We start from the raw sequence: 13,958 nt of genomic DNA on the forward strand, positions 1-13,958 counted from the left end.
TTATTTATGATGAATTTCGATCAAATCTTGGATTTCTTTCATGATTGCCTGCGTCGCTTTTTTTGCTGCACCCTGTTCTTCACGTAACGAAGAAAGGTCGACAGGTTTTCCATATACGATTTTCAAGCGACCAAATGGTTTATAAGAGCCCTGAATCGCGCAAGGGACAACTCTTACCTCAGGACGAAGTGCAAAAAAACCTGCTCCAGATAGACCCTCTCCTAGCTTTCCATCTTTGCTTCTTGTTCCTTCAGGAAATAAACCAACAACGCCGCCATCTTTTAGAAGCTTCATTCCGCTTCTAAGGGCTTGTTTATCACTCATGCCTCTTTTCACAGGAAAAGCGCCAACCTTATCAATCAACTTCCCAAGAATCGGAATAGAGAACAATTCTGATTTGGCCATGAAATGCACATCTCTCGGGAACATCGCACCTACTAATGGTGGATCAAGGTTGTTAATATGATTTGAACAAAGGAGAATTCCCTTATCTTTCGGAACGTTTTCTCTTCCTACAACTGTAACTCGATTGAATAGCTTAAAATAAACGTGAAATAAGCCCTTCCCGACACCGTATAAACTCACGTCATCATGCCCTTTCTTTCGCTAATTGTAAAATATGATCTACAACATTTGAGATCGACATGGTGGTCGTATCAATTTCAATCGCATCGCTTGCTTTAACGAGAGGGGCTACTTCTCGCTCAGTATCACGCTTATCTCTTAATGCAATTTCATCTTTTATCTGATCATAATCTGCTTCGATACCATTTTCAATTAGCTCTTTGTAACGTCGTGAAGCTCTTTCTTCTACTGAAGCAATTAAGAATACTTTAAGTTCAGACTTCGGAAGAACGTGTGTACCGATATCACGACCATCCATCACAACGCCACCTCGGTCTGCGAGTAATTTTTGTCGCTTCACCATTTCTTCACGTACTTCACTTTGTCTTGCAACGAATGAAACATTGTTGGTTACGTGTGAAGATCGAATATCCGTTGTAACATCGGTATGGTCAACCAATACAAGTTGCTCACTCTCGCCAACTTGAAGATCAATGACGGTAGTATCTAATAAATCTTTAAGCGCAGGGCCGTCTTCTAAATCAACTTTATTTTCAATAGCTTTAAAGGTTAAAGCACGGTACATTGCACCTGTATCAATGTAAAGAAATGTTAAATGATCGGCTACTTTTCTTGCTACAGTACTTTTACCAGCTCCAGCAGGTCCATCAATTGCTATATTTATTCGTTTGTTCATATTCTTCTTGCCTCCAAATTCCGTTCAATCCTATTAAATCATCTAATCGACAACTTAACGTACAAAAAAAGCAGGGTATCCTGCTTTCTTTGTACGACCAAAATGTCATATTTATCATAACATAAGACATTTTATCGGTCTATTCACTATTGACGCTTGATCAGAGGAGGCAAATCCTTCAATACACCTTCATAATAAATGGCTTTGCTAAGATAAATTCGAAAGTCCTCCTGAGTCAGTAACAACTGAGAGGCCATAAGAAAAATAAATTGAATGACGATCAGTTTTATTAACATTTGTTCAAGTTTCGCCATTCTTTCACCCCATTTATGCCGTTTCGTAATTCATCTCAGTACCGTCCATTTTTTCAACTCTTTCTTCTCGTCCATTTTCAACATTAATAAAAATTCGATACGTTTCATTTTCAATCGTACCCATAAATTCATAACATAATACTTCTTCTCCAAGGTCATTTTGTATGACGCCCAACCCTTCGTCCATCACTTGGACATTGGGATTCACTTGTTCTAATGCTTCGTTTCTTGATAATGTTGGGGGCTCGAGTTGTCTTTCATGATGATTCGTTAAATACTCTAGCGACTCGTATCCAGTAATATCACCATTGTCTAACGCCACCTTAATATGAACAGCATCAGGATAGATCGCAACATCATCTTGTTGGTACACAAATGTAAAGACGCCCATCCGATCATACTGACTACTTTCAGAAATGGTCATATTTGTGATGTCATGTTCTTTTAAGAAAGCCCTCGCTTGGTCTGCGGCTTCATTCAAGCTAAGCTTTTGTTCCCCGATTTCCCTATCCATTAGGATCCAGATCGGCTTTGCACCCTTTTGAGTAACATCAAGATTGGTTGAGGATTTTTTGTCTTTGTTCTCAATTGAAAGACTATAGGCTTGATACTTTGATTCATCCCCCGTTCTGGTTATGTCTATTTTGGCTTTTGAATCAAGATCTAGAAAATCAATCACTTGTTGTTTGGCTTCTTTTTCACTAAGTTTCTTCCCTTTAATATTTTTATTTAGATTCTCTTTCTTGGTATTAAGCTGTGTCACTTCAGGTCCCCAGTTCACCTCACTATACCCTTCCACTTGCTTATCCACTGTCTTAAATCCATCTATGATTGTATTGTCTTGAGGCTGGGATTCGGAAGCTAGAGCAAGCTCTACGTCCATCCAGCGAAGATTATGATCGATTACCATCGCTTGAACTTTTCTTAATTCATTTTTGATATCCGTGGAATGGCTGTGCAAATTCTTCAGCGTCTCATATTCTTCATCTGATAAGGGGTTTTCATCGAGATCTCGAACAGCTACTCGGTAACTAAATGAGCCGATATTCGTTAAAAACTCCTCTGTCTTGTTAAAAGGCATAAGAGTTAAAGGAAGCTGTCCCACGTCATTTTGAGCTTCTGAAGTTAAGCGCCACACTTCAGCTAACGCAGGCGAAAGACTACCACGAGAGTTCATTGCGAGTGTAGATCCAATCTTCTCTTCTAGTGCATCCATGTGAAAATTCAAATCATGAAATGCTCGTTGGTACGTATTTTCAGCATTAATAAGTACGGCATTTTTCTCCTGGTGTTCTTTGTATCCCCAATAACTTGTTCCGGCAACACCAACTGCAAGTACACCAATCAATATTGAGCGAATCAATTAAACCACCTCCATTATTCACAGAATATATGTTTCCCAATTTGTTTGATTTGCGGTCTTGTCCATATCCATCCAGACGTAGCTGTATTCGGATTAAAATAATAAAGCGCTTCTCCCGTTGGATCCCAGCCGTTTATCGCATCGATAACAGCTTCTTTTGCCTTTTCATTCGGCGTTAACCAAATTTGTCCATCTGAAACTGCTGTAAAAGCACGCGGTTCAAAAATAACGCCCGATACAGTGTTTGGAAATGATGCGCTTTGGACGCGGTTTAAGATGACTGCAGCAACCGCAACTTGGCCTTCATATGGTTCTCCGCGCGCTTCTCCATAAACTGCATTTGCAAGAAGCTTAATATCATTCTGGGAATATCCTGAAGGCACATTCTTCGCCTGTACATTCGAGTCTTTTGGCTTACTTTGGTTCGCTTCTGATGCTTTAGGACTTTTGCCCCCCTGTCCAGGGTCATATTTTGTGGTTTTATTTAACTTGGCCTTCATCTCTGGTCCAACAAGCCCATCAACATCCATTCCAAATTCGTATTGATAGTTTCTAACTGCCCAATACGTTCCCCAACCAAAAACCCCATCAACTTTACCTGTATAAAAGCCAATATGCTTCAAACGTGCTTGAAGTTCAATAACGTCTGTTCCTGTCGCGCCCTTTTGAATAATTTGGTTTGAAAATGCACCTGCTTCATTGTCATCATCTAAAACCATGATAAGCGGTGCACAAATTAATCCGATTACCAAAGGGATTTTCAGAAAATTAAATGCCTTTCTCATGCTGTGAACCTCCCTGATCATTCTGATTTCACACGTGTAGTTTTTGTAACGATAGGTATTTTATACAAATGAAACGAATGACTAAGGATTTTTGTTAGTTGCCTTTCTCGCTTTGGATTTGATACAAAAAAAAGATGCCCAGTGGGCACCTTCGTTAGATTGGCATATTTTCTTTCGTTTGCATTAATTCTGCCTGATTGAGATCTGCGGCTTTTATTTTTCTTAATCCAATAAACCACAGGATCAGCATAAAGGGGATCATTAAATAGATGGTATTACTGTTTACCTGAAGAACCAAAAAATTATACGTACCATGAAAGATAAACGGTATGAATAAAGAAAGGGCAATCCATTTTCCAATCTTATTCTGCAACGAAAATTTCCCTCTACCTAAATAAGAACCCATCATTAAGCCAAATAAGGCGTGACTTGATACTGGCAAAAGAGCCCTCCACCATGCTTCCTGAATGCCATAGGCAAAAAGGTAAAATACATTCTCAACGGAGGCAAACCCTAGTGAAATTGCAACGCCATAGACAATCCCATCATAAAAATCACTAAATTCTATATGGATATAAACGGTAAAATAAAATATAAACCACTTTAAAAATTCTTCCAACAACCCCGACATTAAAAATGACTGACTGAATGGTGACTGTAAAAAATTCTCCACTTCAAATCCGTGCTGGATCACCATAACTGGAAACACAAGCATGGCCCCAAATACAAAACTTCTAACAACTGGGCCAATTGGCTCAGATTCATACTGATGCTGTTTAAGATAAAAAAAACAAAGAAGCGCAATGCCTGGTGCTATTCCAGCAGTTATGGCTGCTAACATAGGCTTTCCCCATTTCTATCCCATACCTCTTTTAAAAGAAGATTCACTCTTACCTATACTTTTATAATCGTATCATGTTACTTTATTTAAGGAAACATTAATTAGGAAAATAATGAGGTGACGCTATGAGTAAATTATTGATTATCCATACCGGAGGTACCATTGCAATGGAGGAAAATAAGGATTCTGGTGCTGTTAATCCTGGGAAAGAAAATCCGTTAAACGCAACGCTTAACCAATTGTTAACAGGAGATGATGTTTTAATTGATGATTATATCAACATCCCCTCACCTCACATGACGCCAGAAACGATGTTTGCTATTGCAGAGAGAATTGAAACAAGAATAAAGGAAGAGCCTATTCGAGGCGTGGTCATTACCCATGGCACCGATACACTGGAAGAAACAGCTTATCTGTTAGATCTCGTGCTTCAGACAGATCTTCCTGTCGTCGTAACAGGCGCAATGCGATCAAGTAACGAGCTTGGCTCTGATGGACCTTATAACTTACTTTCTTCAATAAAAGTAGCATCCTGTCACGAAGCGAAGGGGAAAGGCGTTTTAGTTGTCTTAAACGATGAAATACATACTGCAAAAAACGTAACAAAAACCCACACGAGCAATGTATCTACTTTCCAAAGCCCTCAGTATGGACCAATTGGAATCGTAACGAAGCAAAGAGTGTTCTTTCACCACACGTTAACGATGAGGGACCGTTATCACATATCCGGATTAACGAAAAAAGTTATGCTTTTAAAGGCTTATGCCGGAATGGATTCGAAATTACTAATTGCTGCTGCTGAACTTGGCATTGACGGTATTGTGATAGAGGCTCTCGGACAGGGCAATTTACCTCCTGAGATGATGGATGGGATTAATCATCTAAGAGCAAAAGGAATCGCAATCGTCATGGTTTCTCGCTGTTTTAACGGCATCGTTCAAGATGTATATGGATATACGGGCGGCGGGAAGCATTTGAAGGAACAAGGCGTCATCTTCTCAAACGGCTTGAATGGACAAAAAGCCCGCTTAAAATTGCTAGTTACACTTGAAGCAACTGGGGATCCAAAGGAATTGCATAGCTTCTTCCTAAGATAAACTCGCCCTTACGTTTCATATACAAAAAACCTACCTTAATTGGTAGGTTTTTTTGCTTTCTTAATTACTGAATTTGCAATCATCGCACCGTGTAACCTTCCATTTTCAATGAAAATTTCATTTGCATTGTTCCCAGCTGCAATTACACCTGCAATGTAGCAATTTTCTACATTTGTCTCCATCGTTTCCTTATTAAAGGTAGGACGACCACTTTGTTGATCAATCTGGATCCCGATCTTGGTAAGGAATGAATGATCAGGATGATAGCCTGTCATGGCAAACACAAAATCATTTGGTATAGTTTTGTATTCTCCCATCACATCATATACAATTTCTTTTTCTCTTACTTCAACTAAAGAGGCATTAAACTCCATTGAAACTTTATTGTTTCTAACGAGAGCTTCAAATTCAGGCAAAATCCACGGTTTAACACTTTTAGAGTATTCTGCGCCTCTATAAAGAATCGTTACTCGCGCTCCCGCTTTTTCAAGTTCTAATGCTGCATCTACTGCAGAGTTTTTCCCACCGATGACCGCAACGTCCTGATCAAAATAGGGGTGTGGCTCTTTAAAATAATGCAGTACTTTATCAAGATTTTCCCCTTTGATGTCCATATAATTTGGACTATCATAATAACCAGTAGCGATTATTAAATGCTCAGCACGATAGGTGATTTTTTTAGATTCATGTACTTTTTCAGTTTCGATGATAAAGGCGTCATCATTTTCCTTTGTAATGACGTTTGCTTTTTCGAAGGAATGAATTCTTAACTCTTTTCGCTTAGCCACGTCTCGATAATAAGCCAGAGCCTGGTTTCGCTTCGGTTTACGTTCTTCAATAATAAAAGGTACTTCTCCTATTTCAAGTTTCTCACTTGAACTAAAAAAAGTTTGGTGCGTGGGATAATGATAAATGGCGTTAACGATATTTCCTTTTTCAATAATTAAAGGGTCATATCCTTTATTCATTAATTCTATAGCTGCAGACATGCCACAAGGTCCTGCACCAATAATGACGATCTGTTCTTCTCTCATTTCTCTCACTCCCGAACCACTCCATAAGAATTAGACCATTTCTTTATTATTATTCTACTCAGTACAATAAAAAAATTCCCTACCTGAATGATAGGGAATTTTATTCCGAAAGGCAACTATTTATATCCATCCTCTAAAACGAGAAGCTTCAGCCATTTTTCGCACGCCAACCATATAAGCGGAAAGCCTCATATCAACTCGGCGCGTTTCTGCCGTTCGATAGATCGAATTAAATGCGTTAACCATTACCTTTTCAAGCTTTGCTTCCACTTCTTCTTCTGTCCAATAATAACCTTGATTATTTTGAACCCATTCGAAATAAGAAACGGTTACGCCGCCAGAACTAGCCAACACGTCTGGAACTAATAGAATGCCTCTATCTGTTAAAATCTTTGTTGCCTCAATTGTAGTTGGTCCATTTGCCGCTTCAACAACAATGCTCGCTTTAATTTGGTGAGCGTTGTCTTCAGTAATTTGATTTTCAATTGCTGCCGGAACAAGAATATCACAATCAAGTTCAAGTAGTTCTTGGTTACTGATTGTCTCTTTAAAAAGCTTCGTTACTGTACCAAAGCTATCACGACGGTCGAGTAAGTAGTCGATATCCAGGCCTTCAGGATCATGTAAGGCGCCATACGCATCTGATATACCAACAATTTTCGCTCCAGCATCGTGCATAAACTTCGCAAGAAAGCTACCTGCATTTCCAAATCCCTGAATCACTACTCGTGCACCTTCTATTTTGATATCTTTTTTCTTAGCAGCTTCACGAATACAAATTGTAACACCTTTTGCAGTTGCAGATTCACGACCGTGAGATCCGCCTAGTACTAATGGCTTACCAGTAATAAATCCAGGGGAATCAAATTCTCTTATGCGACTATACTCATCCATCATCCATGCCATAATTTGAGAATTTGTAAAAACATCTGGGGCAGGGATATCTTTTGTTGGTCCAACTATTTGACTAATCGCCCTTACATAACCACGGCTCAAACGCTCTAATTCTCTGAAAGACATTTCTCTCGGATCACAGATAATGCCCCCCTTACCGCCACCATATGGAAGATCTACAATTCCTGCTTTTAAACTCATCCAGACTGAAAGTGCCTTTACTTCAGTTTCAGTCACATCTGGATGGAAACGAACGCCACCTTTAGTAGGTCCGACAGAATCATTGTGCTGAGCACGATACCCGGTAAATATTTTAATAGAGCCATCATCCATCCGAATTGGAATCCGAACCGTCATTAATCTCATTGGTTCTTTCAATAATTCATACACTTCACTCGGATAGCCTAGTTTGTCCAGCGCTTCGTGAATGACCGATTGCGTCGACTCTAATACGTTCCGTTTCTTATTGTTTCCTTGTCCGTTGTCTGTTTCGTTTTTGTCGACCATTGCTATACCTCCCATTACTGTGCACTTACTCTGCTGTTTTCATTTAGCTTAGAAATCTAACCTATTCCAATTTAATTTTAAAACGTCTTATGTTGTTTATAGAATGTTCTATTGCTCTGCTTTCAAAACATAGTATACACGTTTAAGTAAGCTATGAGAAGGCATTCATGCCACATTTATGCAAATTGTTCCACACTGTTGAAAACGCTTACGATAAAGGTTGGCAGTCTTTAGCAATTAAAAGTAAGACCCCACTTGTGTGAGGTCTCGCATAGCTATTTCTTTAAGCCTAACTGAATTAAGTTCTCAATCATTTGTTCATAAGAGTAACCAATTTCTTTCGCTGCATCTGGGAATAAACTAGTTGGAGTCATTCCGGGTAGCGTGTTTACTTCAAGAAATACTGGTTCAGATCCATCTTTAGGTACGATATAATCTACACGTGAGTACGTATCGCATCCAAGTAATTCGTGTGCAACAACAGATTGTTTTTGAATTAGTTCTGTATAGGATTCAGAAATACGAGCTGGAACGATGTGTTCACTTCCACCTTCTGCGTATTTCGATTCATAGTCGTAGTAAGCGTTCTTTGGAACAATTTCCACAACGGGAAGTGGTTTTACTTCTCCCTTTGATCCCATCACAGCAACTGTTACTTCAGTCCCAGAAATAAACTCTTCTAGAATGACCGTATCATCAAATCGAAACGCTTCTTCAATCCCTTTTTGAAGCTCCTCTTCCGATTTAGCAATGGTTAATCCAATTGTCGATCCCTCGCTGTTTGGCTTTACCACTACTGGATAACCAAATGGTAAATTGAGTGAATGATGATCGTCCAACTTATGGAGAACAAGATCCTGTGCTAAGCGTATCCCAGAATCTTTTAATACTTTTTTGCTTTTAGCCTTATCCATTGCAACTGCTGATCCTAGAACTCCCGATCCCACATATGGGATTTGCAGCATATCAAGGAGTCCTTGAATCCTTCCATCTTCTCCATACTTACCGTGAAGGCCGATAAAAATAATATCAACCTCAAGTTCCATCACTTCTGATAATCGTTCTGGATGAAAGTCTATACCGATTACTTCATGACCGTTTTCTTTTAAAGCTTTCATGATCCCTTTACCGCTAGATAGCGAAACTTCTCTTTCAGCAGAAGTTCCTCCATAAAGTACTCCAACTTTCATAAGCTATACCTCCTGGGCTACATTTATGTATGTCATTATATTCGATTGTTAATCGAGTGGAACTTAACAAAACTTCTCTCATCATACCATGTTTTTCGACAGCTATGTTATCCTGAGTGACCATCATTAAGTATTATTATTGGAAAAAGGATGATGATCTTTTGTATACTTGCCATAATCTTATATATATGAAAGGAAATGTCCTTATGTCTCGTACATTTATGTTTATATTTGCTCACCCTGACGATGAAAGCTTTACTTGTGGGGGGACGCTAACCGAATTAGCTAAAGCAAAAGATACAAAAACCATTTTATACAGTGCCACACCTGGTGATGCAGGCAAATGTGGAGAACCACCTCTTTGTCAAGTAGATGAGCTAGCTGAAGTTCGAAAAAAAGAACTAGAAGAAGCTTCTAAGCTACTTGGGATTGATGAACTCCATATTGGTGATTATCAAGACGGGAAATTAAATAAGCTTCCTGATGATGAGCTGAAGAATGATGTGTTAAAACGAATTGAAGCCGTTCAACCTGATGTCGTCATTACATTCCCGCCACATGGTTTATCAGGTCACCCAGACCATAAAGCGATTCAGCTCGCAACGCTTCAAGCTGTAAAAGAAACAAACGTCGTAAAAGAGCTGTATTACGCTACTTTCCCTCAATCATTAGCTGATGAAACAGGAAATCCAGCTTATGCAGATCCAGATGACTCAATCACTTTGATCAAATCCTTTTCAAACGAGGATTTAGATCCAGTTAGAAAAGCACTATTGGCTCATCGTACACAGCATTTGTCCGTTGAACGAGTTTTTCCGACGATTTATAATGAAAATGGATTTATGAAATTTAACAATAAAGAATATTTCATTAAAGCATGGAATAACCCAAGCTATACGTGTGGTTCTATCCTTGCTTAACTAACAAAACCTCCCAAATGGGAGGTTTTGTTAGTTAAAATAATGATTTAGCTGTTCAATCGCTGTTGATTGCATAATTTGCTTCCCATATTCCATTACCCGATAGCTTGTAATCGTTGAAGGATTTCCGAATTCAGCAAGTAACGCAACTAAAGAATCTAATTCATACTCAGCAAATTCCTCTTCATCAAATTTAAGATAAAATTGAGACTGGAAGGAATAAAGAGTACCACCTAAAATTCCTACGTTGATTAATCTTTTAGAAAGACCAATCACGTCCTCAAAAGATCGAAATTCATAAAATACTTCATCGCTTTCATCGAGCGTAACTTGCATTTCAATGTATTCGTCATTATAGTCATCTTCAAAATCACTTTCTGCCGAACCCTTCGTAACAATGACAACCATTCCTTGAGCAGGAAGTGAGAACACTTCTACAGCAATTGGCCCATCGACTTTAAAGCCAAGTTCATCGTCAGCTTCCATTATCATCTCACGAAATAGCCTGTGAACTTTCGGTACGTCCTGCCATAGCTCTTCTTTTGTAATTCCACGTTCATTTAAATCATCATAAGTTAGAAAAATCTTTATTTTATCGTACGCTAAACGTTCAAGACGCATCTATTTCCCCCCTACCGTCTGTCACCCGCAAATCCTTTATTCATACTATATGTGATAATACAAAGATGGTTCTTGGTTGACGATATTCTTCTAGTTTACACTGTAAAAGGAAGCTTAGACAAGTCATGTCAACTATCCATTTAAGTAGTCAGCTTTTGAATTTTATCTTTGATCCAAACATCCCACTCATCTTTGCTATTACCAACGAAAAAGGAGTCATAGGCCTGTCTCTTTTCACCGCGTAAATGCCCTATAGCAGCGCCACCTATACCGATCGTTAAATCATAGAAGCGCTGATCAAGGCGATCAACGAGGTCAAGGCATCTTGGTAAGTTTGCCATTAACGTACATGATAAAAATAATATTTTCGGATCTGTATCTTCCACAACCGTCTCAATATCATCCTCAGGAATGCTTGCTCCTAGATAAATGACTTCAAATCCTTTTCTCCTTAAATAAAGAGTGAAAATCAACAAACCAAGTTCATGGTATTCTCCTGACGAGCAAACCGCCATCACTTTCGGAAGATAACCATCAACAGGAAGGGTGTGGAATATCATTCCAATTCTTGATCGTAGAAAAGCACTTGTAAAATGTTCATGTGCGATCGTAATTTTTTCATTTTCCCAAAGATCTCCTACCCTAACTAATAGCTGGGCAAGGATGTCATGTACTACCTTATCAATACTAAACACAGAAAACGCCTGATTCAACAAATCCTGAGCTTTATTCTCGTCGAAAGCAAGTAGCGCTTCTAATATTTCATCAGCAAGTATATGAGCTCGATCTCTTTCCATATCAATTCCCATGCTATCTGTATCTGTTGAATCATTTCCATTTTCAAGCAATTCTACAGCTTGACTAATTGTAAAACCTTGTTCTGTTTTTTGGACAAGCCATTTTAAGATAGACATATGTTCTTCCGAATAAAGACGATGACCTGCCTCATTTCTTATCGGAGAAATAATATTATAACGCCTTTCCCATGCCCTTAAGGTCCCGGGTTGTATTCCTAATTTCTTCGAGACCGCTTTTATATTATACTTACCTGCAGACATCGTCATCTTCCCCTCTAGTACAGCCCTTATCACACCTAGTATAAGGGGTGAATGATGTTTGTGTAAACTTTGTATAAGCAAATCGCTGCTTTTTTTGTATTTATTTCCTTTTTAATATAAAAACATGTGATTCTGCAGGAGCCATCAGTCTTAAAGGTAGCGTTGTCGTACCATACCCATTACTAATGACGACCGTCGTTCCTTTAACTTTTTTAATGCCCCCTTTTTCTCGAATTCCCCACCCAAATAAACGTATTTGTCCTCCATGAGTGTGACCAGAAAGAATAAGTTGTATTCCACTATTGTCAGGCCAGTTCCGCTTAATATCAGGGTTATGGCTGATCAGTATTTTTGTTTTTTCGGTGGCTTCTTTAACTGCATCCTCTAGTGAGTCATTTTCTGTTGAAAGATCGTCAATACCCATTAAACTTATTCCCTCGCCACTATTTTTAAGGTTTATTGCTCGATTTTTAAGAATGATAATATCTTCATCCATTAACAGTTTTTCAAGTTTGACGGGGTCTTCTTCGTAATCATTATTCCCCCATACAAAGTAACAAGGTGCTATAGCCCGTAGAGATTTTAAATTATGGCGAACTTTCTCAAAAGAGACCCCTTTTTCCATAACATCTCCACCAATAACGATAATGTCAACTTGATTTCTTACTTTTTCTAATACTTTGTTTGATATATATCGATTATGAGTATCCGAAATAAAAAAGATTCGATATGAATCGAAACTTTCTGGTAGATTTTCGACATCAATCTCTTTCCTAATGACTCTGTTAAGATGTGCTTCAATCCACATGTAGATTAGTAGCACTATTCCAATTAAAACAAGGCCAACAAAATAAATCATGCATCATTACTCCTCTGAAAGCGTTTCAATTCTCTTGCCGCTCTTATATTAGCAGTTAAAACACCGTAACTAAATGCCATCACAAGTGAAGCAAGTGACAACCATTTATTCGTTTCAAATAATACCCAATATACAACAACTAATAAACTTCCTTCTATCAACAATGTAATGAGGTGAGCTTTATTATTGATCCCTAATGCAAGAAACCCCTCCACATGCTCTCTAATAACGCGAGCTACAAAAAGAAAACCAAACAAAAAACAAAGCGCTCCAAACCCATAACGCCCGCTGTTTAACATGAGGTCTGTAAATGTCATGCTTTTAAAATTCAAATTACTTTCAGCTATAAACAACAAACCAAAAATCGCTACAATTCTTATCAATAGAAGCGGCATAGTAAAACCCCCCACTCTAACGTATGTAAGAGTAGGAGGCTTTATGGGTACTATTCACTCATACTTCTTTTATATCAAGAACTTTAAATCCATTCTGTTCAAGTTTTGCAATGAATTGATCAATATTTTCCTTTTTTTCAATCTTCATTACAATTCTCCTGACATTCTGGTTAGACTCATCGAATGTGGACAACGAGATAATATTTTCATGAAAACTTTTTGCGATTTTAGCAAGCCTTGCAATTCTTCCTTCTGTCTCTGAAGAAGCAAATGCGATTCTTATGCCCGGCTTGCGCATGCCAAATGCACTCTGAAATTGATCAAGTATATCAGATCGCGTAATGATGCCAATAAAATGCTCATTTTGATCGACGACTGCTACGAGAGGAGCATTCTTTGCTAAAAGAAGGGTATTCTCAAACACTTCTTCTTGATCAACAGTTACATCTTTTTGGTAGGCAATTTCACCTGCAGTAGTTTCCGACAAGAATCTTTCTTTATCTGTCATATCACTTTTGAAAAATGCTTTATAAATACGATTAAACGTTACAATTCCAGCGTATTTTGTTCCATTAATAACCGGTACACCATCGATTTCTCGTTCCTTTAATAATCTGAGTGTTTCATCCAACTTTGTGTCATCATTCACATAAACAGTTTCTCGAATTGGTTTCATTGCGCTTCGTACGTACATGGCTATCACCTCTTTGTAAGATCACTACTCTTAATTAATACCACATTTCTGAGATAATATCCTTCTAAAATAAAAATTAATGGTGAATTGAATCGTTTTCTTCCGTAAATTGGGCTTTTTAATTT

At 38.3% G+C, this 13,958-nt stretch carries 16 protein-coding genes; 2 read left to right on the forward strand and 14 right to left on the reverse strand.

All coding sequences use genetic code 11. The features are described from left to right. The 6 genes from ATG70_RS09060 to prsW form a co-directional block, all read right to left on the reverse strand. Positions 1–585, reverse strand: a complete 585-nt coding sequence (locus ATG70_RS09060) for a lysophospholipid acyltransferase family protein (protein ID WP_098443993.1) — start codon at positions 583–585, stop codon at positions 1–3. A 4-nt stretch (positions 586–589) separates the two neighbouring features. Then, positions 590–1,261, reverse strand: coding sequence for a (d)CMP kinase (cmk, locus tag ATG70_RS09065; protein ID WP_098443994.1), 672 nt, complete (start codon positions 1,259–1,261; stop codon positions 590–592). A gap of 146 nt (positions 1,262–1,407) precedes the next feature. Next, positions 1,408–1,575, reverse strand: a complete 168-nt coding sequence (locus tag ATG70_RS22475) for a DUF5359 family protein (protein ID WP_098443995.1) — start codon at positions 1,573–1,575, stop codon at positions 1,408–1,410. A gap of 13 nt (positions 1,576–1,588) precedes the next feature. Next, complete coding sequence (gene ypeB, locus ATG70_RS09075) at positions 1,589–2,938, reverse strand: germination protein YpeB (RefSeq protein WP_098443996.1); 1,350 nt, start codon at positions 2,936–2,938, stop codon at positions 1,589–1,591. Positions 2,939–2,952: 14 nt separating this feature from the next. Then, entirely contained in the window at positions 2,953–3,657 is a 705-nt protein-coding gene (gene sleB, locus ATG70_RS09080; RefSeq protein ID WP_373560780.1) for a spore cortex-lytic enzyme, read from the reverse strand. A gap of 220 nt (positions 3,658–3,877) precedes the next feature. After that, complete coding sequence (prsW, locus tag ATG70_RS09085; RefSeq protein WP_098443998.1) at positions 3,878–4,564, reverse strand: glutamic-type intramembrane protease PrsW; 687 nt, start codon at positions 4,562–4,564, stop codon at positions 3,878–3,880. Between the two features lie 125 nt (positions 4,565–4,689). Between prsW and ATG70_RS09090 the strand changes: the two genes are divergently transcribed. After that, on the forward strand, positions 4,690–5,661 hold the full coding sequence (locus ATG70_RS09090) for an asparaginase (RefSeq protein ID WP_098443999.1): 972 nt from the start codon (positions 4,690–4,692) through the stop codon (positions 5,659–5,661). A gap of 35 nt (positions 5,662–5,696) precedes the next feature. Here ATG70_RS09090 and ATG70_RS09095 read toward each other — a convergent pair whose 3' ends face one another. The 3 genes from ATG70_RS09095 to ATG70_RS09105 form a co-directional block, all read right to left on the reverse strand. After that, on the reverse strand, positions 5,697–6,695 hold the full coding sequence (locus ATG70_RS09095; RefSeq protein WP_098444000.1) for a YpdA family putative bacillithiol disulfide reductase: 999 nt from the start codon (positions 6,693–6,695) through the stop codon (positions 5,697–5,699). A 120-nt stretch (positions 6,696–6,815) separates the two neighbouring features. Then, entirely contained in the window at positions 6,816–8,096 is a 1,281-nt protein-coding gene (locus tag ATG70_RS09100; protein ID WP_098444001.1) for a Glu/Leu/Phe/Val family dehydrogenase, read from the reverse strand. A gap of 275 nt (positions 8,097–8,371) precedes the next feature. Next, positions 8,372–9,286: a D-alanine--D-alanine ligase family protein gene (locus ATG70_RS09105; protein ID WP_098444002.1), complete on the reverse strand. Its 915-nt coding sequence runs from the start codon at positions 9,284–9,286 to the stop codon at positions 8,372–8,374. A 206-nt stretch (positions 9,287–9,492) separates the two neighbouring features. Between ATG70_RS09105 and ATG70_RS09110 the strand changes: the two genes are divergently transcribed. Beyond that, positions 9,493–10,206: a PIG-L deacetylase family protein gene (locus tag ATG70_RS09110; protein ID WP_098444003.1), complete on the forward strand. Its 714-nt coding sequence runs from the start codon at positions 9,493–9,495 to the stop codon at positions 10,204–10,206. Positions 10,207–10,236: 30 nt separating this feature from the next. Here ATG70_RS09110 and ATG70_RS09115 read toward each other — a convergent pair whose 3' ends face one another. The 5 genes from ATG70_RS09115 to ATG70_RS09135 all read right to left on the reverse strand — a co-directional run bounded on the left by ATG70_RS09115 (position 10,237) and on the right by ATG70_RS09135 (position 13,833). Continuing rightward, entirely contained in the window at positions 10,237–10,827 is a 591-nt protein-coding gene (locus tag ATG70_RS09115; protein WP_098444004.1) for a genetic competence negative regulator, read from the reverse strand. Positions 10,828–10,967: 140 nt separating this feature from the next. Then, positions 10,968–11,891 (reverse strand): MerR family transcriptional regulator, encoded by a 924-nt coding sequence (locus ATG70_RS09120; RefSeq protein WP_098444005.1) that lies wholly within the window; start codon positions 11,889–11,891, stop codon positions 10,968–10,970. A gap of 94 nt (positions 11,892–11,985) precedes the next feature. After that, on the reverse strand, positions 11,986–12,744 hold the full coding sequence (locus ATG70_RS09125; RefSeq protein ID WP_098444006.1) for a metallophosphoesterase: 759 nt from the start codon (positions 12,742–12,744) through the stop codon (positions 11,986–11,988). Further along, the gene (locus ATG70_RS09130) at positions 12,741–13,139 is read right to left on the reverse strand and encodes a hypothetical protein (protein ID WP_098444007.1); all 399 of its coding nucleotides are present in this window, start codon (positions 13,137–13,139) and stop codon (positions 12,741–12,743) included. Before ATG70_RS09130 ends, ATG70_RS09125 begins: the two co-directional genes overlap by 4 nt. Before the next feature lie 58 nt (positions 13,140–13,197). Next, entirely contained in the window at positions 13,198–13,833 is a 636-nt protein-coding gene (locus ATG70_RS09135; RefSeq protein ID WP_098444008.1) for a CBS domain-containing protein, read from the reverse strand. Between the last annotated feature and the right edge of the window lie 125 nt (positions 13,834–13,958).

It is taken from the genome of Bacillus sp. es.036 (genome assembly GCF_002563635.1).
Classification (GTDB): Bacteria; Bacillota; Bacilli; order Bacillales; family Guptibacillaceae; genus Guptibacillus.